We start from the raw sequence: 25,818 nt of genomic DNA on the forward strand, positions 1-25,818 counted from the left end.
GTGGCCAAACCGACCGCGGCCGAACTGGCCGACGCCCGCACCCTGATCCTGCCCGATGTGATCGCACCGGATCTGGCGGTGTTGTTCTGCGGCATCAATCCCGGCCTGTACTCCGGTGCCACCGGCCACCACTTCGCCCGGCCGGGCAACCGGTTCTGGCCCACCCTGCACCGCGCCGGCTTCACCCCACGTCAGCTGGACCCCAGTGAGCAGCTGGAGATGCTGGAGTACGGGCTGGGCATCACCAACGTGGTCGCCCGCACCACCGCCCGCGCGGACGAGCTGACCAAGGACGAGCTGCTGGCCGGGGCCCTGGCGCTGACCGAGCGGGCGGAGCGGTACCGGCCGAGGTTCGTCGCGGTGGCCGGGATCTCGGCCTACCGCGGCGGGTTCGACCGGCCCAAGGCGGTGATGGGGCCGCAGCCGGAGTTGATCGGCGGGGCCCGGTTGTGGGTGCTGCCCAACCCGAGTGGGCTGAACGCGCACTACCAGGCCGCGGACCTGGCCGCCGCGTTCGCCGAACTGCGTGCGGCGGCCGGGATCCCGGTCAGGACGGGGCCATCCCGGCGGTGAGCGAGACCCTGGCCGCCCGGCGGGCCGGGATCAGCGCGGCAAGCGGAGCCGCCAGCAACGCGGCCGCGAGCAGCACGGCGAGGCGGTCCCAGGGCAGGGTGAACAGCACCGGCTGGGCCTCGGTACTGGCGACTCGGGTGAGCAGCCAGGCGGGGGCCAGGCCGAGCAGCAGGCCGGTGGCCGCGCCGAACAGGGCGACGAACACCGACTCCACGGCCAGTGAACCGGCCAGCCCGGCCCGGCTCAGGCCCAGCGCCCGCAGCAACGCGGATTCCCTGGTGCGTTCCAGCACGGACAGCGAGAGCGTGTTGGCGATCCCGGCGAAGGCGATCAGCACCGAGAGCGCGGTCAGCGCCCACAGCAGGTCCAGGGTGCGGCGCAGCGGCGCGGCGAGTTGCTCCTTGAGTTCCGGGACTCCGCTGAGGCGGGCCAGTGGCGCGGTGGTCATGGCCTGGTCCAGGGCCGGGCGGACCTGGTCGGGGCTGGTGCCAGGGGCGAGGGCGAGCAGCAGGCTGTCCTCGTGGCTGGTGTTGTCCAGCGCGATGGCGGACTGCTGGGGGAGGTCGACCAGGGCCAGGCCGAGGTCGGCGCCGGGGACGCGCACGCCGTCGTAGACAGCGATCACCTTCAGCGGCACCGGTTTCGTCCGCGGACCGGCCTGCACGGTGTCACCGACCGCCAGGCCGGTCTCCTTGGCGAGCTGGGTGCTGATGGCCAGTTCGCCGGGGCCGATCTTGTCCAGGCGGCCGGACAGCACGGCGGGGCGGAGCAGGGTGCCGAGGGCGTTGCCGCGCACCGCGGTCATCGAGTAGGCGCCGTGGCCGCCGAGGTTGCCGTTGAACGAGCGGCGGGGTGCGACCGCCGCGACCCCGGGCACCGCGGCCAGGGTGTTCGCCAGCGCGGTGGGCAGTGGTTGCAGGGACAGGACTGAGGTGACCACGTAGTCCGAGCCGAGTTGCCGGTCCAGGCCGCGGGACTGGCCCGCCTGCACGCCCGCGGTGACCGTGGTGACCAGGGAGACCACCGCGAGGCCGAGGGTGAGCGCGGCGGCGCTGGCCGCGGTGCGCTTGGGGTTGCGATCGGCGTTGAGCGCGGCCAGTTTCGCGGACTGACCCAGCAGCGGGGCGGTGAGCGCGCCCAGTCCGCGTACCACCGGCCCGGCCAGCAGCGGACCGGCCGTCACGGTCGCGGTCAGCAGGGCGACGGTGGCCAGCACGGTCAGCGTGGCGCCGGTCGCCACCTCGGCGTTGAGGGCCAGTGCGCCCAGGCCGAGGCCGAGCAGGAGCAGGAAAATCGCGAGCACCGCGCGCGGGCGTCCGGCGCGGGCGGACTTTCCCTCGACCTGGGTGCGCAGGGCGGCCACCGGCGGGATGCGGGTGGCGGTCCAGGCCGGGAAGGCCGAGGCGAGCACGGTGACCAGCACCCCGATGGCCAGCGCGGCCAGGATCGTGCGTGTGCTGAGCGGCAGGTAGACGCCGGATTCCGGGCCGCCGGTGAGGGCCTGGAGGGCCGCGGCCACGCCGAGTCCGCCGAACAGGCCCAGTACCGAGGCGATCAGCCCGACGGCCGCGGCCTCGGCCAGCACGCTGGTGAACACCTGGCCGCGACCGGCGCCGACACAGCGAAGCAGGGCGAGTTCGCGGGCGCGCTGGGCGAGCAGGATGGTGAAGGAGTTGGCGATCACCAGTGCGGCCACCACCATGGCCAGCGCGGCGAAGGCGGTGAAGAACCCGGTCAGCCGGGCCGAGTCCGAGGCGGCCTGACCCAACAGCTTCCCGGCGGCCTCCTTGCCGGTCACCACGCTGATGCCCCGGCCGCCCACCGACTTCTTCAACTCGGCGACCAGTGCCGCCGGACTCACGCCCGCCGCGCGCACCATGATCTCGCCGTAGCCGCTGCGTGGGCCGAGTTCACGCAGGCCCTCTGGCGAGAGCACGAGCTGGGGCGCGCCGATGCCGGCGTCGGTGGGCCTGCGGAAGGTGCCGACCAGGGCGAAGGTGTGCGGGACGCCGTTCTGGTCGTACACGGTGATCGACTGGCCGAGCCGGAAGTCCGCCGCGGCGCCGATGGCCATGGCGATCTCGTTGGCGGCACTGGGAAAACGGCCCTCGGCCAGGTCGAACGGGCGCAGGTGTTCGTCGGCGGGCACGGCCATCGCGCCCGCGTCCTGGAGACGACCGGTGCCGTCTCGCAGCGGAGCGCTGGCGAAGGCCCGGCCCTCCGCGGCGGCCACGCCGGGAGTCTTGCGCACCTTGGCCAGCAGGGGCTCGTCGAGTTCGGCGTGGCCGGTGCTGGTGATGGTGGCGTCCGCGCCGCGCAGGTGCACGGCCACCGCGTCCCGCAGCCCGGCGGAGACCGCGTCGGACAGGACCAGCGCGCCCGCGACGAAGGCCACGCCGAGGGCGATGGCCACCGCGGAGAGCAGCAGCCGGGCCGGACGGGCCTTCAGTCCGGAAAGGACGGTGCGCAGCATCACGCCCCCAGTCCGGCCAGCGCGGCCAGCACGGTGTCCGCGGTCGGGCAGGGCAGGTGCCGGGCCACCCGGCCATCGGCCAGCAGCACACCGTGATCGGCGTGCGCGGCGGCCACCGGGTCGTGCGTGACCATCACCACGGTCTGGCCGAGTTCACGCACCGACATCCGCAGGAACCCGAGCACCTCCGCGCCGGAGCGCGAGTCCAGGCTGCCGGTGGGCTCGTCGGCGAAGACCACCTCCGGACGGCCGGCCAGCGCGCGGGCGATGGCCACCCGCTGCTGCTGACCGCCGGACAGCTCACCCGGCCGGTGCCGCAGCCGGTCCCGCAGGCCGAGCGCGTTGATCACCGTGTCCAGCCAGGAGTGGTCAGGGGCGCGGCCGGCCAGGCGCAGGCCGAGCAGGATGTTGTCCTCGGCGCTCAGCGTGGGCAGCAGGTTGAAGGACTGGAAGACGAACCCGATCCGGTCCCGCCGCACCTTGGTCAGCTCGGCGTCGGTGAGTCCGTTGAGAAAGGACTGTCCAATGCGGACCTGGCCGGAGTCCACTGTGTTCAGTCCGGCCAGGCAGTGCAGCAGGGTGGACTTGCCGGAGCCGGAGGGACCCATGATCGCGGTGAACCGGCGGGCCGGGAGATCGAGCGAGACGTGGTCAAGGGCCCGGACCGCGGTCTCGCCACGCCCGTAGGTCTTGACCACGTCCGCCACGCCCACGGCGATCGGGCCGCCTGCTGTGTTCCGGTGCATGCCGGGAGTGTGGCCGGACCGGCCTGAACGGTTCCTGAACCAACCTGAAGATCACTTCAGGAAGTGCGCCGGGGATCTGGGAGGATCAGGGGGTGCGGGTGCTGGTGGTGGAGGACGAGCGGCGGCTGGCCGAGTCGCTGCAATGGGGCTTGGAGGCCGACGGCTACGCGGTGGACCTCGCCCACGACGGCCTGGAGGGCCTGGAACTCGCCCAGCTGCACCCCTATCAGGTGATCGTGCTGGACATCATGCTGCCCAAGCTCAACGGCTACCGGGTCTGCGCGGCACTGCGCGAACGCGGGGTGCGCACGCCGATCCTGATGCTCACCGCCAAGAACGGTGAGTACGACGAGGCCGAGGCCCTGGACACCGGCGCGGATGACTTCCTCAGCAAGCCGTTCTCCTACGTGGTGCTCACCGCCCGGCTGCGCGCGCTCACCCGCCGGGGCGCCGCGGGCGCGGCCGGCCTGCTCAGCTTCGGCGATCTGGTGCTCGACCCCGGCACCCGTACCTGCCGCCGGGCCGGGCAGCCGGTGACGTTGACCACCAAGGAGTTCGCGGTGCTGGAATGCCTGTTGCGGCACAACGGACAGGTGGCCGCCAAGTCCGAGATCCTGGCCCAGGTCTGGGATCTGGCCTACCAGGGCGATCCGAACATCGTCGAGGTGTACGTGAGTGCTTTGCGGCGCAAGCTGGACACGCCGTTCGGGCGGCGCACCATCGCCACCGTGCGCGGTATCGGCTACCGGCTGGTGGCCGATGACTAGGCGACTGAAGTGGTGGCCGGTGTCGGTGCGCCGCGGTACCGCGCTGGCCGCGGCGTTGCTGAGCCTGCTGGTGTTCGGCCTTGGCTGGCTGGGCATCCGCGAGTTCGTGCGGGTGCAGCTGACCGCGCACGAGCACAGCAGCACCCGCGCCCAGCTGCAGCGGATCGCCGAGGCATACCGGGTGGCCGCGCTTGGCAGTGGCCGGACCGCGCTGACCACCGCGATCCACAGCGGCGACGCCCTGTTCGAGGTGGTCACCGACACCGGCGAGACCGTGGTGCGCGCCAACACCCTGCGCAAGCTGGACCCCGCCTGGAAACCCCTGCCCCCGGCCCCGGCCGACGTCGGACCGGACTGGATCGGCACCGGTACCGCCACCCTGCGCCCCGGCAGCCATCCGCACTGGCGCGAGTACCGCGAGTACACCGTGCTGTCCACAGTGGTCGAGAACATCCCGGCCGACCTGGTCGAGCCACTCGGCCGCGAAGGGTCCACAGTGGACACCGGACTGGCGCCGACCACCTCGGCCGGCAGCTACCGGCTCACCGTGCACCTGTTCGTGCTGCCCTGGGACAGCCTGCGCACGCTGAAACTCTTCGACAACGCCCTGTTCTTCTTCACCCCCTTGGCCGTGCTGCTCTCCGCCCTGGCCGCCTGGTTCGCCGCCGGACGCGCACTGCGCCCGGTGGAGGCGATCCGCCGGGAACTCGCCGAGGTCAGCGAACGGCAGCTGGACCGGCGGGTGCCGGTGCCCGGATCCGGGGACGAGATCGCCCGGCTGGCCGGGACCACGAACGAGACCCTGGACCGGTTGCAGGCGGCACACCTGCGGCAGCAGCGGTTCGTCGCCGACGCAAGCCACGAACTGCGCAGCCCGCTGGCCGGATTGCGCACCGGCCTGGAGGTGGCACTGACCCACCCGGACCGGGCGGACTGGCCCGCGGTCGCGCACCGGTCGCTGCAGGAAGTGCAGCGCCTGCAACGCATCACCGCGGACCTGCTGCAACTGGCCGTCGACCCGGCGCCCGCACCGTCCACAGTGGTCGACCTCGCCGACGTGGTGGCCGAACAGGTCGCCGAACTCGCCCTCAGCTCCGGCGGTCCGCAGGTCACGTCCACAGTGGACGGACCGGCGCTGGTGCGTGGTGAGCCGGTGCAGCTCGAACGCCTGCTGCGCAACCTCCTGGACAACGCGGTCCGGCACGCGCACACCACCGTCACCGTCCACTTGAGCCGGTCCGCGACCGAGGCCGTGCTCGAAGTCCTCGACGACGGCCCCGGCATCCCCGCGGCCGACCGGGAACGCGTGTTCGACCGGTTCGCACGGCTGGACGACGCCAGGGCTACGGACGCGGGCGGCTCCGGCCTGGGTCTCACCCTGGCCAGGGACATCGCGCGCAGGCACGGCGGCACGCTGGTGGTGGCCGACAGCGATACCGGCGCGCGGCTGATCGCCCGGCTGCCGGTGGGGTGATTGGGTAGCCCCACCCACGGTTTCCGGCGTTGTTGGCGGCGTTGATCCGGCCGCAGGGTGGTGCTCCCGCGGTGATGGCCGCGGGTCCCTGCACTAGGAGGATCCCGTGCGGATCACCACAGCACTGCTCGTGGCACTGGGGGTGGTGGCGCTGGGCGTCACCGCGCCGAGCGCCGAGGCGGCCGGGCAACCGGCGGACCACCTCGTCACCCTGACCGATCACACCACCGACCCGGCCGCGCTCGCCGCCCGGCACAGCAGCCGGGTCGGGCACGTCTACCGGCACGCTCTCACCGGCTTCGCCGCATCCCTGACGCCCCAGGCGGTCGCGGCGCTGCGGCGCGACCCCCGGGTGCGCTCGGTGGAACCGGACCAGGTGGTGCGCACCACCGCGCAGACCACGCCCACCGGGGTGGAGCGGGCCTTCGCCACCCAGAACCCCAACCTGAAGATCAACGGCGTCAGCGACTACAGCGCCGACGTGGACGTCGCGGTGATCGACACCGGGGTGGACGGCAAGCACCCCGACCTGACCGTGGTCGCCCGCGCCAACTGCGTGAACAGCAGCAGCTGCACGGACAACGCGGGCAACGACGGCCACGGCCACGGCACGCACGTGGCAGGCACCATCGGCGCCAAGGACGACGGGACCGGGGTCACCGGCATCGCGCCGGGGGCGCGGATCTGGTCGGCCAAGGTGCTCGACGACGGCGGCAGCGGCCAGCTCTCCGGCTTGGTCGCCGGCGTGGACTGGGTGGCCGCGCACGCCGAGGAGATCGAGGTGGCCAACATGAGCCTCGGCTGCGACGGCTGCACCAACGACGCGCTCAGCCAGGCGATCTCGGCCGCGGTGGCCAAGGGCGTGGTGTTCGCGGTGGCCGCCGGCAACAACCACAAGGACGCCAGGACCTTCTTCCCGGCCAACCACCCCGAGGTGATCACCGTCTCGGCGCTGGCCGACTTCAACGGCAAACGCGGCGGCGGCGCGGCCTCGACCTGCCGGGCCGACCAGGACGACACCCTGGCCGACTTCAGCAACTTCGGCGCCACCGTGGAGATCGCCGCCCCCGGCACCTGCATCCTGTCCACCCACCTCAACGGCGGGTACCAGACGTTGAGCGGCACCTCGATGGCCGCCCCGCACGTGGCAGGGGCAGCGGGCCTGCTCACCGCCAACGGCAACCGGGCCAAGGACCGGGACGGCGTGCGGGCGATCCGGCAGCGCCTGATCGACACCGCGAACACCGACTGGACCGACGATTCCGGCGACAACGTCAAGGAACCACTCCTGGACGTCGGCTCGGCCCAGGACTACCCGGCCGGTCCCGCCGACCCTGGCAGGCCCACCGCCGCCTTCACCGCGAGCTGTTCGACGAGCAACACCACCTGCTCCTTCGACGGGAGTTCCACAAAGGACAGTGACGGCACCATCACGGACTATTCCTGGGAATTCGGCGACGGCAGCACCGGCACCGGCAAGACCACCTCGCACGGCTACGGCAAGTCCGGGTACTACAGCGTCCGGCTCACCGTGACCGACAACGACGGCAAGACGCACAGCACCCGCCGCCTGGTCAAGGCCGGTGACCTGCCGCCGAATGCCGCCTTCAGCAGTCGCTGCAACCGGGGGAGCTGCTCCTTCGACGGCAGTGCCTCCAGCGATGAGGAGGGCGCGGTTTCCGGCCACGCCTGGAAGTTCGGTGACGGCACCACCGGCACCGGCACGACCGTCTCACACAGCTACCCCAACGTCGCCGCGACCTACACGGTGACCCTGACCGTCACCGACAGCCGCAACCAGACCGGCTCGACCAGCCGGACCGTACGCTGCCACAAGCACATCACCGTCCCGCTCTGCTTCGCCAGCTGATCACCTGAACGCGGTGCGCCCGGCATTCCGGCCCGCACCTCCCCGGTGTGTTGGCCGTTGTCGTACGCAGTGTTGGCCGAACTGGTACACCCATCGGCCAACACACCGTCCACAACGGCCAACACACCGTCCACAACGGCCAACACACCGTCCAGTTCGGCCAACACACCGTACGAGAACGGCCAACACGGTGTTGTTTAGGTGGGTAGGGTGATTTCGGTGCGGGTGCGGGCATCGAGTTTGCGCAGGAGGTTGGCCACGTGCCGTTCGACGGTGCGTGGGGAGAGGAACAGCAGCGCGGCGATCTCCCGGTTGGTGCGTCCGGTGGTTATCAGTCGCGCCACCTCCTGTTCGCGAGGGGACAGTGCGCCGCCGTAGCCGCGTCGACCGGGGCCGCCGCCGGGGGCGCCGAAGTGCTCGCGCAGCAGGCGTTCGCAGCGGGCCACGTCCCAGCCCGCGCCGAGTCCGCCGAACAATCGCACCGCCTCCGCCACCCGCTGCCCGGCCTGGGCGCGCGCGCCGAGGGTGAACAGGCGGCGGGCCAAGGCTTCCAGGGCCCGTGCTTGTTCGTAGGGGCGGGGGAGGGCGGCGAACCCGGCCGCCGCAGCGGTCAGCAGGTCCACCGCGTTCTCGGCGTCCAGGAGTCCCTGTCCGTGGCACAGCACCGCCTCGCCGAGTGGGCAGTCCCGGCCCGCGATCCCGGCCGCGAACTCGGCCAGCAACTCCCGTGCGGCACCGGATTCGCCCTGTGCCAGCAACGCTTCCACGCCCGCGTCCACCAGTTCGGCCGCCCACACCCACACGCCCTTGCCGCGCACCAGTTTGAGCGCGGAGTCCGGGTCCGCGGGCTGTCCTTGGGCGGTGGCCAGCCGGATCCTGGTGGCGGCCACCGCGAACACCGCCGAGCCGCACCAGCCGGGTCCGGCGAGGAGGTCCTCGGCCGCCGGCCAGTCACCGGCGGCCAGGGCGAGCCGGGCCAGGACCAGGCGGGATTCGGCGGCTGAGCGCGGGTTGTGCGGTCCGGCGGCGAGGTGTGCGCGCACCCGCTCGGCCAGTCCGGTCCAGTTCCCGGTGACCAGGGCCAGGCGCAGCCGGTTGGTCTCGGCCACCTGGGCCAGGTACGGGGCCGCGCTGACCTCGGCGGCGGCCAGGAAACCGGCCGCGGATCGGTGGTGGCCCAGGGTGATCGCGGCGTCGGTGAAGTTCAGCCGACCGCGCTGCAGTTCCAGGCGTGGTCCGGTGGTGGGCAGCGCGGACCAGGCCCGGGGATCGCCGAGTTGCAGCAGCGCGGTCGCCCGGTTGACCTCGATCGCGGTGCGCAGCAACGGATCGACCCTCGGCGGCCCGACCCGGTCCAGTTCGGCCAGCCAGCGCAGGTGCTCGGCCACCGGCGCCGCGCCCAGGTGCGGCAGGGCCAGCGCGGAGATCGCCCTGGCCGCCAGTGCGGGCCGTCGCCGCAGTTCGCCGACCGCGCGCACCATCTCGGTCCGGCCCGCGTCGGCGTCCCCGGCCTGGTTGGCCAGCAACAAACCCAGGTGCAGCCGCAGTTCGCCGTGCACCCCGGCGGGGAGTTGCTCGTCGGCGACCAGCTCGCGCAGCAGGGTCACGGTGTCCTGGCCGGACCAGCCGCCCGCGGTCAGCCTGCCCAGCCGGCCCGCCAGGGTGGCCCGGACCCGGCGCGGCAGACCCGCCTCACCCAGCAGGTCGCGCAGTGGCCCGACCGCCGTGGCGGGCGCACCGGTGCGTGTCGTGCGTTCGGCGTGCCGGGCGGCCTCGGCCAGGTCACCGGCCGCGCGGCAGTGGTGGATCCGCTCCGGGCCGTCGAGCACCCGCGCGAGTGCCCGGTGCGCTGATCGCCGCCGGGCCAGGGGCATCGTCGCGGCGACCGCGAGTCCCAACAACGGTGGCCGGAACTCGAACCTCCCGTCCACCCGGACCGCGAGCAGTCCCGTATCCAGGGCCCGGTCCAGTGCGCCCGCCGCCCGTGCCAGGCCCGCCCGCGTCAGGACCGTCGCGTTGACCGGGTCCCGCAGCAAGGCCGCCACCCGCACCACCGACCGGTCGGCCGCGGGCAGCTTGGTCAGGCGGGCGGCGGCCAGTTCCAGCACGCTCCTGGGCAGCCCGGTGCTGACCAGCGTGCCGGCCGGATCCTGGTCGTCCGGGTGGGTCCGGTCCAGCACCTCGGTGAGCAGCAACGGGATTCCGCCGGTCAGCCGGTGCAACTCGGCCACCCAGTGTGCCGGGGCGCTGCCGTGCCGCTCCCGGGCCAGCTCGGCGACTTCGGCCGGGGTCAGCGCGGTCAGTTCGACCCGATGGCCCGGTACCCACCGCGCCTGTGGTGGTGCGGTGATCAGCAGGCCGACCCCCGGCGGCAACCGGGTCGCCGCGCACCGCAGCACTTCCCGCGAACACCGGTCGGCCTGGTCGAGATCGTCCAGCACGAGCAGCGCGGTACCCGCGTCGGCGAGCAGTTCCCGCAGTGCCAGGCAGATCCGGTACGCCGAGGGGGCACGCCGGGACACCGCCGCGAGCACCGTGCGGCCCAGCACCGGATCACACCCGGCCTCGACCAGCCCGCGCACCACCTCGCGCAACAGCACGTGCGGTTCCGCGGGCAGCCCTCGGCAGCCGACCAGCACCCGCACCCTGGCCCGCGAGGCGGCCCGGACCTGGGCGGCGAACCAGGACCTGCCCAGACCCGCCGCCCCGTCCAGCAGCACCACGGCGGGCGGGTGCGCGAGCAGCTCGCCCACCCGCCCCACCAGGACTTGTCTGTCCACTGTGGACTATTCCTCAGCGCTTGAGTCGCCAGGCGCCGATCTCGGCCGCACTGGTCCAGGTTCCGCCGTTGATCTCACTGAGTGCCCGCAACTTCAGGTAGCGCCCGGTTTTCGCCGGGAAGCCGACCACCTTCTCGCCCTTGTCCGCGGCGAAGGTCCCGGCCGCCACCGCCGGTCCCCAGTCCGCGCCGTCGGCGCTGACGTAGACCTCGTAACCCTTGATACCGCCGTTGACCCCGCTGTCCTGCCGCGGCAGATACGACAGTCCGGTGACCGCGTGCGACGCACCCATGTCGAGCTGGATCTCGTGCGGCAGCGCGGAACCCGTGCCCGACCACGACGTGTGCCACTTGGTGCCGGGGTCGCCGTCGATGGCGTTGGCCGCGGCCCCGTTCTCGCCGGTGGTCTCCTGGCTGTCCACCTGCTTGACCGTCCAGCCGGTCTTGGCGATCGGCTCGTCCGGCCGGGTCGGGATCGCCTGCGGCACCGGCAGGTTCACGCCGGTGGCGGTGACGGTGAACGCGGCTCCGGTGGACTGGGTGCCGGTGCGCACGTGCAGCACGCCGTCCCCGAAGAACCAGCCGGTGGTGGCCGCGTCGTAGTCCGCGCGCTTCGCGAACCCGGTCAAGGTGTTGCCGCCCAAGGTGACCTGACCCGGCGCGCTCGCCACGTGCACCGCCAGCTCGTACCCCCGGCTGCCCGGCTTGCCCGCGTACTCGCCCACCGAAGCGCCCACCCGCACCGTGACATCGCCGCGGCCGCTGGTCGGCGCGGACACCCGGACCGGCTGCTTGGCGTACTCGCCGCGCTGGAACCTCCGGGTCACGCCGTCGTCCTCGTACAGCTCGAACGCGGAGTTCCCGTTGGGGTACACGTCAAGGGTGATCGGGGTTTTCGGCTTCTCCCGGTGGTGGTTGGCCTGCGGCCACATCGGCACGATCGCGCCGCCCTTGACGAACAGCGGCAACCGGTCCAACGGAGCCTGGTACCCGTCGAAGGTGCCGGGTCCCTGGTACACCGTGCCGGTCCAGTAGTCGGTCCAGGTGCCCGCGGGCAGGTAGATGCCGTCCCTGGTGCTGCTCGCCGAGGTCACCGGCGCGACCAGGAAGGCGTCCCCGGCCAGGAACTGCTGACTGGTCTGGTTGCCCCTGGCGATCGGATCGTTCGGGTACTCCAGCACCATCGCCCTGGTGGTCGGCACGCCGGTCTCGTGTGCCACCCGCGACATCGAGTAGAAGTACGGCGTCAGCCGCATCTTCAGCTTGAGGTACTTCCGGTTGATCTCCTGGTGCGCCGCGTCGAACCGCCACGGCTGCTTGTCCTGGTAGGCGGCGCTCGGGTTCTTCGCGCCCCAGCCGGACATGCTCATCAGCACCGGGGTGAACGCCTTCCACTGCAGGTCCCGCGCGTAGGTGTCCGGGCTGCCCGCGAAGATGCCGTCCACATCGCCCGCGGCGTAGTTCAGCGCGGACAGACCCGCGCCGGTGATCGCCGGGACGTGCCAGCGCATGTTGTCCCAGTCGCCCTCGGTGTCCCCGGTCCAGACCACCGCGTTGCGCTGGGTGCCTGCCCAGCCGTCCACCGTCCAGACGAACCGGCGCGCGTCGCTGTTGTCCTCGATGCCGGACACCGCCTGCTGCACGCCCTCGAACGCCTTCTGGTACCCGCCACCGATCCAGGCCACATCGGTCTTGATCATCCGGGACCCGGCGGTCACCTCCTCCTTGACGTTCTTCAGTCCGGTGGAGGTCCACAGCCCGGTGTAGAAACCCTTGTCGTGCAGGGACTTCACCGTGTCCGGCAGGCTGGTGTAGCCGCAGCCGTAACCGTCGTTGGGCAGGAACCAGCCGGCCGGCATGTCCGCCGCCCTGGCCTGTTCGGCGTACTTGAGCACGTCCGGGGTCTTCTGGTGGTCGACCCGGTTGTGATCACCCTGGTACTCCGGGTTGCTCGCGTTCCAGCAGTCCGCGTGTCCCATCTCCAGGCCGTAGATCGGGGCCAGGAAAGGCTTCCCGGTCACATCGGTGTACCGGTTGAGCACGTCCTTGAGCCCGGCCCCGGCGAAGTACACCGCGTCGAACCGGCCCTCCTCGTGCGTGGTCTGCACCGGGGCGGTGAAGGAGTAGGTGCCCGGCGTCCAGGTGTTGCGCACCACGCCGTAACCGTTGGTGGACAGGTAGAACGGGGCCGGACTGGCGTTGTTGTTCTCGTTCCACTTGTTGTCCACCCGCACCGGCACGGTCTTGTCCCGCAAGGCCCACGCGCCCAGCCGCAGCCCGGTGCCGTAGAACTGCTCGTCCTGGCCCCGGTTCAGCCGCTGCCGGGCCGCGCCGGAGGACCAGGTCAGCCCGGCCGACTCCTGCCAGATCAGGGTCGTGTTGTCCTTGCGGTACAGCGCGAAACGCAGCGGTTTCTTGTACGCGCGCAGCACCACCGCGTCGGTCTCGATCTTGTAGTACTCGCTGGTCTCGCTGACCTTGGTGGTCACCGGGCCGAAGTCGGTGGTGGTCAGGATGGCGCGTCCGGCGGGATCGCTGAAGGTGCCGCCGGGGCCGAGCCAGAGCCGGAACACATCCGGCTGCAGGAAAGCCACCCGGACCCGGTCGGCGCCCGCGCTCACCGTGACGGTGGCGCCCTGCTGACTGATCCCGGTGATGCTGCCGAGCGTGCGCTCGGCCGGCTGGGCCTGGGCGGGCTGCCCGATGGCCAGTAACGCGAGGAGGGAGACGACGCCGATCAGGCGCCGCACGGGTCGGGACACTCGCATGCCGTACTCCCTGGCGGGGATGAAGTGTGCGCGAACATGCTTCAAAGTGCCGCCGACGGTACATTTTCGCGCAACCTCGAGGAAAGACGCTACCGAGGGGTACGGGGGAGCAGCTTTTCAGTTCAGTTCGGTGATTAGCCCAGTTCGCGCACTGCCCGGCCGCCGAACCCGAACCCCAGCGCACCCAGTCCCAGCGCGAGCAGCAGGTGCAGCCAGTCGTCGGCCTCGTTGAGCGGCAGGAAGTTCGCCGGGCTGCTGTCGCTGACCACCAGTCCGTAGAACCACAGCATCAGGTAGAGCAGCCCGCCGCCGATCAGGTACAGCGCCGCGCCGCGGGTGCTGCGGGCCAGGACCAGTGCGGCCAGGCCGAAGGCCAGATGCACCAGGTTGTGCAGCACCGAGACGGCGAAGACACCCAGCAACAGTGCGCCGGAGTGGTGGCCGGCGAAGGCGAGTGCCTCGGTGTTCGTGGTCAGGCCGGGGATGAATCCGGCAATGCCGACAAGCAGGAACAATCCACCGGCCGCCAGCGCGGCGGTCTGGACCGCGGTGCGTGGAACCGTTGTGGCGGCGGACATCGGGGCTCCTGGTGATCGCGTGGCAGGTGGTAGGTCCGGACTACCCGTGGGCGCGGCCGGTAAACGCGCGGGGGAGGGCGAGGGCGGCCAGCAGTGCGGCGGCGAGCAGGAATCCGGCCGAGAGCAGGAAGGCCGCCGAGTACCCGGTGGCCAGCGCGGCGCGGCTGCCCGCACCGCCCTGATCGGCGGTGATCGCGGCGGCCAGGGTGCTCAGCACCGCCAGGCCGATCGCGCCACTGGTCTGCCGGACCGTGTTCAGGACGCCCGCGGCCAGCCCGTTCTGCTCCGGGGGCAGGCCGCCGGTGGCCGCCACCGTGATCGGGGTGAACGCCGCCGCGCTGCCCAGCCCCAGCACCAGGCCGGGCAGCGCGACGGCGAGCAGGTACGGCCGATCCACCCCCAGGAGGACCGCCGTACCGGCGAATCCGGCCGCACCCACCAGGCAGCAGAGCACGGTGGCCCGGCGGGCGCCGCAGCGCACGGTGAGCGCGCCCGCGGCCCGTGCGCCCACGCACATCGCCACTCCGACCGGCAGGTAGCCGAGCCCGGCGGCCATCGGGGAGTAGCCGGAAACATATTGCAGGTACAGGGAAAGCAGGATCGGACTGGCGAAGAAACCCAGGCCCAGCAGGAACATCACCGCGTTCGCCGCGGCCACCGCCCCCAGCCGGAACACGCCGAGCGGCACCAGCGGATCGGCCGCCCAGCGGGCCTGGTGCACCAGGAACACCGCCAGCACAAGGATTCCACCGGCCAGCGGGACGAACACCGATGGACTGCCGAGTCCGGCCGTGGCGATGTTCATCACCGCGTACACCACGCCCACCAGCCCGGTGGTGGCGAGCACCGCGCCGACCACGTCCAGCCGCACCCGCGCGGCGGCGGGATTCCGCGGCGGCAACACCCGCATCGCCAGTGCCATCGCGGCCACCCCGATCGGCACGGTCACGAAGAACACCCAGCGCCAGCTCAGCCAATCGGTGAGCAGCCCGCCGAGTACGGGTCCGCTGGCCGCGCCGGTGGCGCCGACCGCGCTCCAGGTGGCCAGTGCCCTGGCTCGGGCGGCGGGTTCGGTGAACGTGGTGGTGAGCAGGGACAGCGTGACCGGCATCAGCAGTGCGCCGCCGAGTCCCTGCGCGGCCCTGGCGGCCAGCAGCAACCCCGGTCCGGTGGCCAGGCCGCCGATCGTGCGGGCCAGGGTGAACAAACCGAGGCCCAGCAACAGGATCCGGCGCGGCCCGAACGCGTCCGCGCAGCGCCCGCCCAGCAACAGGAATCCGGCGAAGGCCAGGGTGTAGGCGTTGACCACCCAGGGCAGTGATTCCGGGGTGAAGCCCAGTGCGGTGCGGATCTCGGGCAGTGCCACGGACAGGATGGTGGCGTCCATGATCACGATGAAGGAGCAGGCGCAGGCGAGCAACAGCACCAGGCTGGATGTCCTCATTGGACGGTGTCCTCGCTGTCGTCCTCGGGAATCGTTACCGCATAAAGGGCGTCCACCGCGGCCCGGCGACCGGGATAGGTCGCGATCAGCCCGTCCAGTTCGGCGCCCTGGGCGGGCAATCCGGCCGCGGTCAGCAGGGCACGCACCACGGTGCCCGGGTCGTCACTCATGCCGCTACCTCCACAGTGGACAGTGGTCGGTGCCAGCCGGTGTGCTCCTGGAAGGCCGCGCCGATCTGGATGAGCAGCTGCTCGCCGAAGTCCGGTCCGGCCAGTTGCAGGGACAGCGGCAGGCCCTCGGCGGTGCGGCCCATGGGCAGGGCCAGTACCGGGTTACGCACGCTGTTCCAGTACGGCGTGTGCACCAGGCCGAACAGCCCGTCGTTGTCCTGGTGCCCGGCCGGGGTGGTCAGCGCGGACAGCGGTGGCGCGCCGGTCGAGGCGGTCGGGCAGGCCAGCACGTCCACCACGTCGAACAAGGCGGCCACCGCCGCCCGCCCGGCCCGGCGAACCCGTTGCGCCTGCACGTAATCCGCGCCGGAGACCAGCGCGCCGTTGGCCAGCAGCCCGCGGGCGGCCACGGTGTAGTCCGGCCACCGCGTGCGGAGGCGGTCGCGGTGATAGGCCAGGCCCTCGCAGTCGGCCGTGACCAGCGTCGCGGTGATCAGCTCCGGCCAGAGCGGCAGCCGCACCTCGGTCAGCTCCGCACCCAGTCCGGCCAGCACATCCAGGGCCGCGTCGAAGGCCGGTGCCACCGCCGGATCGCCGTGCGCCGGGAAGTGCTGCTCGCGCACCACACCGATCCGCAGCCCGGTCAGGTCATCGTCGAGTCGCGGCATGGTGAACGAGGTCAGCGCGGCGAGCACCGCGGCGCAGTCCAGCGCCCCGTGCGCCAGCGGCCCAACCCGGTCCAGGCTGGGCCCCAACGGCACGCAGCCCGCGGTCGGCACCCGGCCGAAGGTCGGCATCAGCCCGGTGACCCCGCAGAACGCGGCAGGCATCCGGATGCTGCCCGCGGTGTCCGACCCGATCCCGGCCAGGAACATCCCGGCCGCCACCCCACTGGCCGACCCCGAACTCGACCCACCCGGCCAGCGCGAGGGATCGAGCGGATGCCGCGGCACCGGGAACGGCTTGGCGGCATCCGGCAGGCCGATGCCGAACTCCATCAGCGTGGTCTTGCCGGTCAGCACCGCGCCCGCGGCCCGCAGCCGGGCCACCACCGCCGCGTCCCGCCCGCCGTGGAACCCCGGATCGGCCACCAGACTCTGCGCGGTGGTGGGCGCCCCGGCCAGCGCGATCGAGTCCTTCACCCCGACCGGGATCCCGTGCAGCGGTCCCCGGTCCAGCCCCGCGGCGAGTTCCCGGTCCGCCCGCGCCGCCGCGGCCAGCGCCTGGTCATCAAGCCTGGTCAGGTACACACCGAGCCAACCGTCCAGTCGGTCGGCCGCGGCCAGCACGGACTCGGTCAACGCCACGCTGGTGATCTCCCCGGCCCGCAGCGCGGCGGCCGCGGCGAGCAGTGAACCCGGCTGGCCGATCATCGGCAACCCCTCCCGGTTTAGGTGAGGCTTACCTTGCAAGCTCAACCCGGGTTGAGGTCAACTGTGCTGGTGGACAAGCTCTGCTCGATCCGGACCACCGCCGACCACTTCGACCTGCCGGTCTCCACGCTGCACTACTGGGAACGCCGCGGCCTGATCACCCCGCACCGCCGCGGCGGCCGCCGCTACTACGACACCGACCAGCTCTACCGGATCGCGGCCATCCGGCACTGGCGCGACATCGGCCGGTTCAGCCTGGAGGAGATCGGCGTGCTGCTGGCCGGGCGCACCGCCACCCATGACTGGCTGGACACGGTCAGTGCGCGGATCTCGTTGGTGGACAAGGAGATCAAGCAGCTGGAGCGCACCGGCGCGTACCTGCGGCACCTGTTGACCTGTCGGCAGGATGTGCCGGAGCGGTGTGCGACCTTCCGGGCGGAGCAGGAGATCCCGTCGGCGTAGGCCGGTGCGGCTCCACCCGGCGGCGCGGGCGATCCGGATCGTGGCTATGCGGATTCGCGCAGCAGCTGTTCGACCTCGCGCGCCCTCGGGTCGTTCAGCTTCCGGAACGTGTCCAGCGCGGCTGTCCAGGCCTGGGTCGCCAGGCCGGTCTGACCGAGGGAGTTTCGGACGCGGCCGAGCATGAGCAGGCTCTTGGCCAGGTCGTACTGGGCGCCGAGCGCGCGGAACTCGGTACCCGCCCGCTCGGCGCTGTCGGCGGCCTTGGCCAGCTCGGCGAGGCCGAAGTAGGACTGCGCGATGTTCACCGCGGCGATCGCACCGTGCAGGTTCTCCCCGAGTGAGCGGAACAACATCCGCGCGGTCTGGTTGTGCCGCAGTCCTTCCGGGTATCTGCCGACCACGTTGTAGGCGTCGCCCAGGTTGAGCGAACAGAGCGCCTCGTCCTTGATCGACCCCGTCTGGCAGGCGAGGGCGAGCGCCTGTTCGAGGTAGCCGACAGCTGCCCCGGCGTCACCGCTGTTGACCAGGGTGATGCCGATGTTGTTGAGCATGATCGACGTTCGTTCCGGATCGTCGGCGGCCTGACTGGCGGCGAGCACTTCCTGGTACCGGGCGATCGCCTCAGCCCACCTCCCCGCGGCCTGGTAGGCGCTGCCGAGGCAGTTGGTGGCGTGGAACCTCGCCACGCGGTCGCCGATCCGGTCCGCCGCCGTCGCCCCGAGCCGGCCCACCTCGATCCAGTCCGACTTGTACTGGCGAGCCCGGAAGAAGCCGTGCAGCAGCCAGGCGAGTCGCCAGATGTCGTCGTGCCAGCCAAGTTCGGCGAGTCTGGTCACCAGGGCGATGAGGTTGCCGCGCTCGGCCTCCAGCCAGTCAAGGGCCTCGGTGCTGCCCGCGAACTCCGGCCAGTGCGGATCACCGGCGGCGATGTCCACGACCTCGTGCAGCCGAGGACTGGACATCACCAGGCTGCGGGTCCGCCCCAGCACGACCAGGTACATGTCGACGAGCCTGCGCAGCGCCGCGTGTCGCCCGGCTTCGCCGATCCCCTCGGCGAGTTCCGTCGCGTACAGCCGGAGCAGATCGTGCATGCGGTAGCGATCCGGCAGCGGCTGGTCGAGGAGGAAACCGCCTTCCAGCGCGCGCATCAGCACGCGCAGCCGCTCGATGGGCAACGCCGTGAGGCAGCTGATGGCGGTCAGGCCGAAGTCGGCGCCGGGGGCGAGGCCGAGTCTGGCGAACACCTGTCCGGCCTCGGTGGGCAGCGCCCGGTAAGACCAGGAGAACACCGCACGCAGGTTGCGGATGGGGTCGTCGGTGTCGAAGGCGTCCAGTCTCGCCGCCGTGCTGGCGAGTTCCTCGGCCAGCATGGACAACGGCAGGGTGGGTGTCGCCGCGGCACGGGCGGCCACCACGCCCAGTGCCAGGGGCAGCCCCGAGCAGTACCGCAGGATGCTCGTGACCGCCTCGGGTTCGGCCAGCAGGCGCTCGGCGCCGAGGCGGCGGCGGAGCAGTCCGCGTGCCTGTTCCTCGGCCAGCACGGTCAGGTCGACCTGGATCGCGCCGTGCGCGGTGGTCAGGCCGATCAGCCTGCGGCGGCTGGTGATCAGCACGGCACAGGTCGGCTGGCCGGGCAGCAGCGGGACCACCTGCGTGGTGTCCGCGGCGTTGTCCAGCACGATCAGCAGGCGTTTGTCCGCGATCACGCTGCGGTACAACGCCGCCATCGCGTCCAGCTCGACCGGGATCACGGCCGGTGCGACCCCGAGTGCGTTCAGGAATCGCCGGATGGCCGCCGCCGCGGACATCGGGTCCGCCGAGGGGGCGAAGCCACCCAGGTCCACATATAGCTGCCCGTCCGGGAATCGGTGGGCGTTGCGGTGCGCCCAGTGCAGTGCGAGGCAGGTCTTGCCGATTCCACCCGCACCGCCGATCGCGACTGTCGACTGTGGACTCCCGTCGGGCCGCGCCCTGCTCAGGAGGGCGAGTTCCTGCTCGCGGCCGACGAAGTGTGGTGGTGTCGCGGGCAGTTGACGTGGCACGGGATGAGCGCGGGCCCGATCGTGCTCCGGCGGCGGGCCGATGGCGGTGTCGCTGGTGAGGATCTGCTGGTGCAGCCGCCGCAGCGCCGGGCCCAGATCGGCGCCGAGTTCCGTGGCGAGCAGTCGCCGGATCCGTTCGTACTCGCGCAGGGCGTCACCCTGACGACCGTCGCGGTACAGGGCGAGCATGAGCTGACCCGCGAGTCGTTCGTCCAGCGGATGCGCCGCGGTGAGCGCGGACAGTTCGATGCCCAGCCCGCCGCACTGTCCACTGTGGAGTTGCAGGTCCGCGAGGTCCAGCCGGGCGGTGAACCGCTGCCGGTCCAGTGTTTCCCGGAGGTGCGTGGCCCAGGCGCCGTCGAGGCCCGCGAAGGCCACTCCGGTCCACTGGGCGAGCGCCTGGGTGAGCAGGTCCGCGGGCCGCTGCTCGTCCTGTGCGGCGGCGGCCAGCAGGCCGTGGAACCGGTGCAAGTCCACCGCCTCGGGGTCCGCGGTCAGCAGGTAGCCACCGGAGCGTCGCGTGACGGTGACCTCGTCAACGCCTGCCAGCGTCGTGCGCAGCCGGGACACATAGCTGTAGATCGTGTCGCGGGGCCGCCCTGGCAGGTCCTCGCCCCACACCCGATCGGCCAAGGTGTCCAGCCGGACGACCTTGTTCAGGTCGACGAGCAGCGCCGCGAGCACGCAACGCTGCCGCTGGTGCCTGATCTCCACCGGAGCGCCGCCGTCGAGCACCTGGAATTCGCCCAGCAGCCGAAACCGCACCGGCATTCGTGCCCCCCCACCCCCTGGGGCGAGCCGTGCCGGCCTCGCCTGTCCGTCGGGTCGGATGCTAATCAGCGCGTGCAAGGTCCGTACAAGGTTCGCGAAAGCCCGTCCGGCTACAAATGGCCAGGGGATGAGTCCGGGGGGCCTCAACTTCTGTCAAATTCGAATTTTTGTGGTCAGTTCTTGTTCCAGGGGAAGGTGAAAAGAACATGCGACGCATTGCTAGTTTGGCTGTGGGTGCGGTGCTCACCGTTGGCGGGCTGACCGGTTTCATGCCAGGAGCGGTCGCGGCTGAGCCGGTCAGGGGCCAGGTGCAGGTCACGGCGGCCAAGCCGATGGCTCCGCCGATTTGCGGGGTGAACCGTTACGTCATGAGCTGGAACCCGCTCATCGTGGGCTGGTCCGCCTACAACTGCGCGGACATCGGCTACACGGTGGAAATGGACCGGGCCGAGGGTGGGCGGGTTCGGACCTGCGTGCTGGCGCACCAGTGGAAGAACTTCCACGCCGCCATGTACACCGGTGGCCGGTTCCTCAACCCGTGTTACCCGTGATCGCGCCGCGGTAATCCGCCATAGCCGCTGAACCCGGAGGATTCACCACCGCGAGCCGGTGGTGAATCCTCCGCTCGCGTCGTTGCCCTCGACCTCGCCGCGGCCCGGCTCCACCCGCCGCCCCAACTTGCGCTCCTTAGGCGAGGCTAACCTATGCTGCGAGCGTCGCGGCGCTGGTAGCCGCCTGGGGACGCGAGGAGTGCGAGTGGGACGCGAGGACCACCGGCATCGACATCTGGACCGGATCGCCGAGGTCCGGGCCGGGTCGAGTGCCGAGAAAGTGCCCTATCCGATCGGGATCAGGGAGACCGAGGTGCTCGGCTCCCGGATGATCGGTTCCGGCCTGCTCCGGTTGACCCTCGGCGGTCCCGGCGCGCTCGGTTTCCAGGCGCACGCGCCGGATGAGCACGTCAAGCTGATCTTCCCGGACGCCGGGGGTGTGCTGCGGCTGCCCGAACCCAACGGGCTGATGCTGCGCTGGCCGCGGCCGGCGCCGGTCTCCCGCGAGTACACCGTGCGCCGCCATGACCCGGTCACCGGCGAGATCGACCTGGACATCGCGCTGCACCCCGGCGGGCTCGGCTCGGACTGGGCGCTGACCGTGCGGCCGGGGGAGCGGGTGCACGTCGCGGGCCCGCCCGGCGGGCGGATCGTGCCGCCCAGCTACGACCGCTACCTGCTGGCCGGGGACCTCACCGCGCTGCCCGCCATCGCCAGGTGGCTGGAGGAACTGCCGCGTACCGCCGCGGGGTGGGCGTTCATCGAGGTCGCCGACGTGACCGAGCAGATCGAACTGGCCGCGCCCGAACGGTTCGAGGTGCACTGGCTGCACCGGGGCGAACTGCCCGCCGGCACCGGTGGGCTGCTGGCCGAGGCGGTGCGCGCGGTGCGCTGGCCCGCGGGGGAGCGGGTGCACGTCTGGGTCGCCGGTGAGGCCGGGCAGATCAAGCCACTGCGCGGCTGGGTCCGCGAACTGGGGCTGGCCAAGGGTGATCACGACATCACCGGCTACTGGAAGTACGGCGTCGCCGACTTCGACGAAGAGCACGACCACGAACACGATCACACCGCCGCCGCTGGAAATGAGGACCGCTGATGTCCACCCGCCGACCCACTCACTTGTTAGGCGCGCTGCTGCTCTCCCTCGCCCTCGCGGCCACCGGCTGCGGCGCGGGCGACTCCGGCAAGGACGCCGCGGTCGAGACCAGGGTTGTCAAGGCCGACAACGGGGACATCACCATCCCGGCCAAGCCCAAGCGGGTCATCGCCACCGGGTACGCGGTGCCGGTGCTGATCGAGTCGGGCGCGCCGCTGGTCGGCGTCTCCTCCTGGGCCCGCGGTCTGCCGCTGATGTCGGCCAAGGACCGGGCCACCTACGACGGTCTGAAGAAGGTCGCCGGGGAACAGGCCAAGGAGACCAACTACGAGGCCATCGCCAACGCCCAGCCCGACCTCATCGTGATCGGCGTGCCCGCGCCGGTGCTCGGCGACATCGACGTGGCCCGGCTCAAGGCCGTCGCGCCGGTGGTGGCCATCGGCCCGACCCTGCCCAACGCCTGGCGTGACCTGTCCCGCCGCCAGGCCGACGCGGCAGGCGCCCTGGCCGGATTCGACGCCGCCCAGGGCAAGTACCAGGCCAGGGCGGCCGAACTCGGCGCCAAGTACAAGGACGTGCTGCCCAAGCTCAAGCTCGGCCACGTCGGCGCCTACGGCGAGGTCGCCAAGGGTCAGTTCCAGCACGAGTTCAACGGCTCCTGGGGCACCAACATCGCCCAGGACATCGGCGCGAACTACTACGGCCAGGTCAAGAAGAAGGGCGGCGGCTCCAAGGACGTCAGCGAGGCATCCTCCATCGAGGAACTGACCACCGCCTTCGCCGAGGCCGACGCGATCACCTACTCGGTCAAGCCGGACGGTTCGGTGCCCGCGCCGGTGCAGTACGTGCTGGATTCGGGGCTGTGGAAGAACCTGCCCGCGGTCAAGGCTGGCAAGGTCTACCCGTTCCGGCTCACCGAGGCCGCCACCTACACCTCGGCCCTGCAGACCCTGGACGCGATCGACACCGCGTTCACCCCGCTGCTGACCAAGTGAGCGCTCGACAACTCCCGGTCCGGCAGCTGACCGTGCTGCTGGGCGCGCTGGTGCTGCTCGCCGTGGTCGCGGTGGTCAGCATCGGCGTCGGCGCCAACCCGGTCGCCCCGGCCGAGGTGGTGCGCGCCCTGTTGTCCTACAACGGATCCAGCGAGCACCTCATCGTCTGGGACATCCGGGTGCCGCGCGCGGTGCTGGCCGTCGGGGTCGGCGCCGCGCTGGCCACCGCGGGCGCGGTGATCCAGACGCTGTCCCGAAATCCGCTGGCCGAGCCCGGGATCCTCGGGGTCACCGCAGGCGCCGGGTTCGCGATCACCGCGGGCTCGGCGCTCGGCCTGGCCGCCACCCAGGGTGGACAGCTCGGTCTGGCCGTGCTCGGCTCGGCGCTGGCCGCGCTGCTCGTCTACGCGGTCGGCCGCCAGTCCCCGCTGCGCCTGGTGCTCACCGGGGTGGCGCTGAGCGCGGTGCTCACCGGTGTCTCACTCGGACTGCGGCTGATGGTGCCGGAAGTCCTTGACCAGTACCGGTTCTGGTCGGTCGGCTCACTGGCCGGCCGGGAACAGGCGCCGCTGACCCTGCCGCTGGTGGTGATCGCGCTCGCCCTCGGCGGGACGCTGCTGGTGAGCCGCTCACTCAACGCGGTCGCGCTCGGCGAGACGGTCGCGCACGCACTCGGCGTGCACGTGGGCAGGGTCCGGCTGATCTCGCTGGTGCTGATCACCGTGCTGGTCGGCGCGGCGACCGCGGTGGCCGGGCCGATCATCTTCGTCGGCCTGATGGTGCCGCACCTGGCCCGGCGGCTGGCCGACGGCTCGGTGCCCTGGCTGCTCGCGCACACCATGGTGCTCGGGCCGGTGCTGCTGCTCATCGCGGACACGCTGTCCAGGGTGCTGCTGGTCACCGGCGAGGTGCCGGTGGCGATCGTGACCGCGTTCCTGGGCGGCCCGGTGCTGATCTGGGCGGTCCGGCGATACGGGACGGAGTCGTTGTGAGCGGGCAGCTGCGCGTCTGTCTACCGAACGGTCGGTCGGTACGCATGGAGCGCCGGACCCTGGTGGTCACGCTGGCGCTGACCGGGCTGATGCTGGGCCTCGGCCTGCTCGGGCTGTGCCTTGGCGCCTCCTGGTCCACCCCCGCGGAGGTCTTCGCCGCCCTGGCGGGCAGCGGTGACTCCATCGTGGTGATCCGGGACTGGCGGCTGCCCAGGGTGCTGGCCGCACTGGTCTTCGGCGCCGCGCTCGGCCTGGCGGGCGCGATCTTCCAGAACCTCACCCGCAACCCGATGGGCAGCCCGGACGTGCTCGGCCTGGACAGCGGCGCCTACACCGGCGCGCTGTTCGCGATCACCGTGCTGGCCGGCACCGCCACCGAACGAGCGGTCGGTTCGGTGGTCGGCGGGCTGGCCGTGGCCACCCTGATCTACCTGCTGGCCAGCCGCGGCGGCCTGTCCGGGATGCGGCTGGTGGTGATCGGGATCGCGGTGAACGCGATGGTGGTCGCGCTGAACTCCTGGATCGTGCTGCGCGCCGAACTGGAGGTGGCCATCGCCGCGGTCGGCTGGCACGCCGGTTCGCTCAACGGCATCGGCTGGCCGCAGGTGACCCTGCCGTTCGCGATCATCGGGGTGCTGCTGGTGCTGCTGTTCACCCAGTCCCACGCCGTGCAGCAGCACGCGCTGGGCGCCGACCTCGCGGCCACCACCGGCGTCGGCGTGTCCCGGCTGCACCTGCTGATGGTGCTCATCGGCGTCGGCTGCACCGCGACGGTGACCGCGGTGGCCGGTCCGATCGTGTTCATCGCACTGGCCGCCCCGCAGATCGGGCGCAGGCTGGCCAAGGCGCCGGGCGTGCCGCTGCTGCCGGCCGCGCTGACCGGCGGGGCCCTGCTGCTGACCGCCGACCTGCTCGCCCAGCTGCTGCTGGCCCCGGTCGCGCTGCCGGTCGGCGTGCTCAGCAGCGCGATCGGCGGCTGTTACTTGATCTGGCTGCTCACCAGGGAGGTGAGGCGCGCGTGACCGCACGCCTGAACGCACGGGAACTGACCCTCCGCTACGGCGAGCGGGTGGTCTCCACCCGGCTGGACCTGGACATCCCCGACGGCGCGTTCACCGCCATCGTCGGCCCCAACGCCTGCGGCAAGTCCACCCTGCTGCGTGCCTTCGTCCGGCTGCTCCGCCCCGCCGAGGGCGGCGTGCACCTGGACGAGCGCCCGGTCACCGGCTACCCGCCCAAGGCGCTGGCCCGCTCCCTGGGCTTCCTGCCCCAGGACCCGGTGACCCCGGAGAACATCAAGGTCCGCCAGCTGGTCGGCCGCGGCCGCTTCCCGCACCAGTCCCTGCTCGCCACCTGGTCCACCGCGGACGATCAGGCGGTGGCCGGGGCGATGGCCGCCGCCGGCGTGGCCGACCTGGCCGAACGCGGTGTGCACGAGCTGTCCGGCGGTCAGCGCCAGCGTGCCTGGGTGGCCATGGTGCTCGCCCAGCAGACCCCCTGGCTGCTACTGGACGAGCCGACCTCGTTCCTGGACATCACGCACCAGTACCAGCTGCTCCGGCTGCTGGCCCGGCTGCGCGATGAAGGGCGGACCATCGTCGCGGTGCTGCACGACATCAACCAGGCCTGCCGCTACGCCGACCACCTGGTCGCGATGAAGGACGGCCGGGTGGTCGCCGAGGGCCCCGCCGCCGAGATCGTGGACAGCGCCCTGGTCAAGGAGGTCTTCGACCTGCCGTGCATCGTGGTCCCGGACCCGGTGACCGGCACGCCGATGGTGGTGCCCACGCTGTGAGCGGCAGGCGGCGGCCCCCACCGTGGGGGTCCCCGCCGAACCCCCAGGCGCGGACTTGGGGGTTCGCCCCTCATGCCTCTGGGGGGTCCCGCCGAACAT

General features: G+C 71.9%; 20 protein-coding genes. 11 read left to right on the top strand and 9 right to left on the bottom strand.

Features of this window, described 5'->3' with window-relative positions; all coding sequences use genetic code 11:
- Positions 1-573: a G/U mismatch-specific DNA glycosylase gene (gene mug, locus HNR67_RS21620; protein ID WP_185004060.1), complete on the top strand. Its 573-nt coding sequence runs from the start codon at positions 1-3 to the stop codon at positions 571-573.
- On the opposite strand, the gene HNR67_RS21625 is transcribed toward mug, so the two are convergent.
- Both HNR67_RS21625 and HNR67_RS21630 read right to left on the bottom strand, forming a co-directional pair.
- Positions 548-3,046: an ABC transporter permease gene (locus HNR67_RS21625; protein ID WP_185004061.1), complete on the bottom strand. Its 2,499-nt coding sequence runs from the start codon at positions 3,044-3,046 to the stop codon at positions 548-550. The genes mug and HNR67_RS21625 overlap by 26 nt on opposite strands.
- A complete protein-coding gene (locus HNR67_RS21630; protein ID WP_185004062.1) occupies positions 3,046-3,792 on the bottom strand; it encodes an ABC transporter ATP-binding protein in 747 nt (248 codons plus the stop codon). The genes HNR67_RS21625 and HNR67_RS21630 overlap by 1 nt, the downstream gene beginning before the upstream one ends.
- Positions 3,793-3,884: 92 nt before the next feature.
- On the opposite strand from HNR67_RS21630, the gene HNR67_RS21635 reads away from it, so the two are divergent.
- The 3 genes from HNR67_RS21635 to HNR67_RS21645 all read left to right on the top strand — a co-directional run bounded on the left by HNR67_RS21635 (position 3,885) and on the right by HNR67_RS21645 (position 7,903).
- Positions 3,885-4,559: a response regulator transcription factor gene (locus tag HNR67_RS21635; protein WP_185004063.1), complete on the top strand. Its 675-nt coding sequence runs from the start codon at positions 3,885-3,887 to the stop codon at positions 4,557-4,559.
- Complete coding sequence (locus HNR67_RS21640; RefSeq protein ID WP_185004064.1) at positions 4,552-6,033, top strand: sensor histidine kinase; 1,482 nt, start codon at positions 4,552-4,554, stop codon at positions 6,031-6,033. Before HNR67_RS21635 ends, HNR67_RS21640 begins: the two co-directional genes overlap by 8 nt.
- A 106-nt stretch (positions 6,034-6,139) precedes the next feature.
- Complete coding sequence (locus tag HNR67_RS21645) at positions 6,140-7,903, top strand: S8 family serine peptidase (RefSeq protein ID WP_221489997.1); 1,764 nt, start codon at positions 6,140-6,142, stop codon at positions 7,901-7,903.
- 197 nt (positions 7,904-8,100) lie between these two features.
- Here HNR67_RS21645 and HNR67_RS46290 read toward each other — a convergent pair whose 3' ends face one another.
- The 6 genes from HNR67_RS46290 to HNR67_RS21675 all read right to left on the bottom strand — a co-directional run bounded on the left by HNR67_RS46290 (position 8,101) and on the right by HNR67_RS21675 (position 17,015).
- Positions 8,101-10,683, bottom strand: coding sequence for a helix-turn-helix transcriptional regulator (locus tag HNR67_RS46290; protein ID WP_185004065.1), 2,583 nt, complete (start codon positions 10,681-10,683; stop codon positions 8,101-8,103).
- Positions 10,684-10,696: 13 nt separating this feature from the next.
- Complete coding sequence (locus tag HNR67_RS21655) at positions 10,697-13,450, bottom strand: discoidin domain-containing protein (protein WP_185004066.1); 2,754 nt, start codon at positions 13,448-13,450, stop codon at positions 10,697-10,699.
- Between the two features lie 134 nt (positions 13,451-13,584).
- Complete coding sequence (locus HNR67_RS21660; RefSeq protein WP_185004067.1) at positions 13,585-14,028, bottom strand: DUF4383 domain-containing protein; 444 nt, start codon at positions 14,026-14,028, stop codon at positions 13,585-13,587.
- Positions 14,029-14,068: 40 nt separating this feature from the next.
- The gene (locus HNR67_RS21665; protein WP_185004068.1) at positions 14,069-15,472 is read right to left on the bottom strand and encodes a DHA2 family efflux MFS transporter permease subunit; all 1,404 of its coding nucleotides are present in this window, start codon (positions 15,470-15,472) and stop codon (positions 14,069-14,071) included.
- Positions 15,469-15,642 carry a hypothetical protein gene (locus HNR67_RS21670; RefSeq protein WP_185004069.1) on the bottom strand — a complete coding sequence of 58 codons (174 nt, stop codon included), beginning with the start codon at positions 15,640-15,642 and terminating at the stop codon, positions 15,469-15,471. Before HNR67_RS21670 ends, HNR67_RS21665 begins: the two co-directional genes overlap by 4 nt.
- Positions 15,639-17,015 (bottom strand): amidase, encoded by a 1,377-nt coding sequence (locus HNR67_RS21675; RefSeq protein WP_185004070.1) that lies wholly within the window; start codon positions 17,013-17,015, stop codon positions 15,639-15,641. Before HNR67_RS21675 ends, HNR67_RS21670 begins: the two co-directional genes overlap by 4 nt.
- A gap of 63 nt (positions 17,016-17,078) precedes the next feature.
- Between HNR67_RS21675 and HNR67_RS21680 the strand changes: the two genes are divergently transcribed.
- The gene (locus HNR67_RS21680; protein ID WP_312987782.1) at positions 17,079-17,477 is read left to right on the top strand and encodes a MerR family transcriptional regulator; all 399 of its coding nucleotides are present in this window, start codon (positions 17,079-17,081) and stop codon (positions 17,475-17,477) included.
- Positions 17,478-17,521: 44 nt separating this feature from the next.
- Here the strand turns inward: HNR67_RS21680 and HNR67_RS21685 are convergent, their stop codons facing one another.
- Entirely contained in the window at positions 17,522-20,290 is a 2,769-nt protein-coding gene (locus tag HNR67_RS21685) for an AfsR/SARP family transcriptional regulator (RefSeq protein WP_185004071.1), read from the bottom strand.
- A gap of 206 nt (positions 20,291-20,496) precedes the next feature.
- On the opposite strand from HNR67_RS21685, the gene HNR67_RS21690 reads away from it, so the two are divergent.
- The 6 genes from HNR67_RS21690 to HNR67_RS21715 all read left to right on the top strand — a co-directional run bounded on the left by HNR67_RS21690 (position 20,497) and on the right by HNR67_RS21715 (position 25,719).
- Positions 20,497-20,841, top strand: coding sequence for a hypothetical protein (locus tag HNR67_RS21690; protein WP_185004072.1), 345 nt, complete (start codon positions 20,497-20,499; stop codon positions 20,839-20,841).
- Between the two features lie 205 nt (positions 20,842-21,046).
- Positions 21,047-21,937 (top strand): siderophore-interacting protein, encoded by an 891-nt coding sequence (locus HNR67_RS21695; protein ID WP_185004073.1) that lies wholly within the window; start codon positions 21,047-21,049, stop codon positions 21,935-21,937.
- Positions 21,937-22,932 carry an ABC transporter substrate-binding protein gene (locus HNR67_RS21700; RefSeq protein WP_185004074.1) on the top strand — a complete coding sequence of 332 codons (996 nt, stop codon included), beginning with the start codon at positions 21,937-21,939 and terminating at the stop codon, positions 22,930-22,932. Before HNR67_RS21695 ends, HNR67_RS21700 begins: the two co-directional genes overlap by 1 nt.
- Positions 22,929-23,924 (top strand): FecCD family ABC transporter permease, encoded by a 996-nt coding sequence (locus HNR67_RS21705; RefSeq protein WP_312987786.1) that lies wholly within the window; start codon positions 22,929-22,931, stop codon positions 23,922-23,924. Before HNR67_RS21700 ends, HNR67_RS21705 begins: the two co-directional genes overlap by 4 nt.
- 44 nt (positions 23,925-23,968) lie before the next feature.
- Complete coding sequence (locus HNR67_RS21710; RefSeq protein ID WP_185004075.1) at positions 23,969-24,946, top strand: FecCD family ABC transporter permease; 978 nt, start codon at positions 23,969-23,971, stop codon at positions 24,944-24,946.
- Positions 24,943-25,719, top strand: a complete 777-nt coding sequence (locus tag HNR67_RS21715; RefSeq protein WP_185004076.1) for an ABC transporter ATP-binding protein — start codon at positions 24,943-24,945, stop codon at positions 25,717-25,719. The genes HNR67_RS21710 and HNR67_RS21715 overlap by 4 nt, the downstream gene beginning before the upstream one ends.
- Positions 25,720-25,818: the final 99 nt, after the last annotated feature.

Origin of the sequence: Crossiella cryophila (assembly GCF_014204915.1) — a bacterium.
In the GTDB taxonomy this organism is placed as follows: domain Bacteria; phylum Actinomycetota; class Actinomycetes; order Mycobacteriales; family Pseudonocardiaceae; genus Crossiella; species Crossiella cryophila.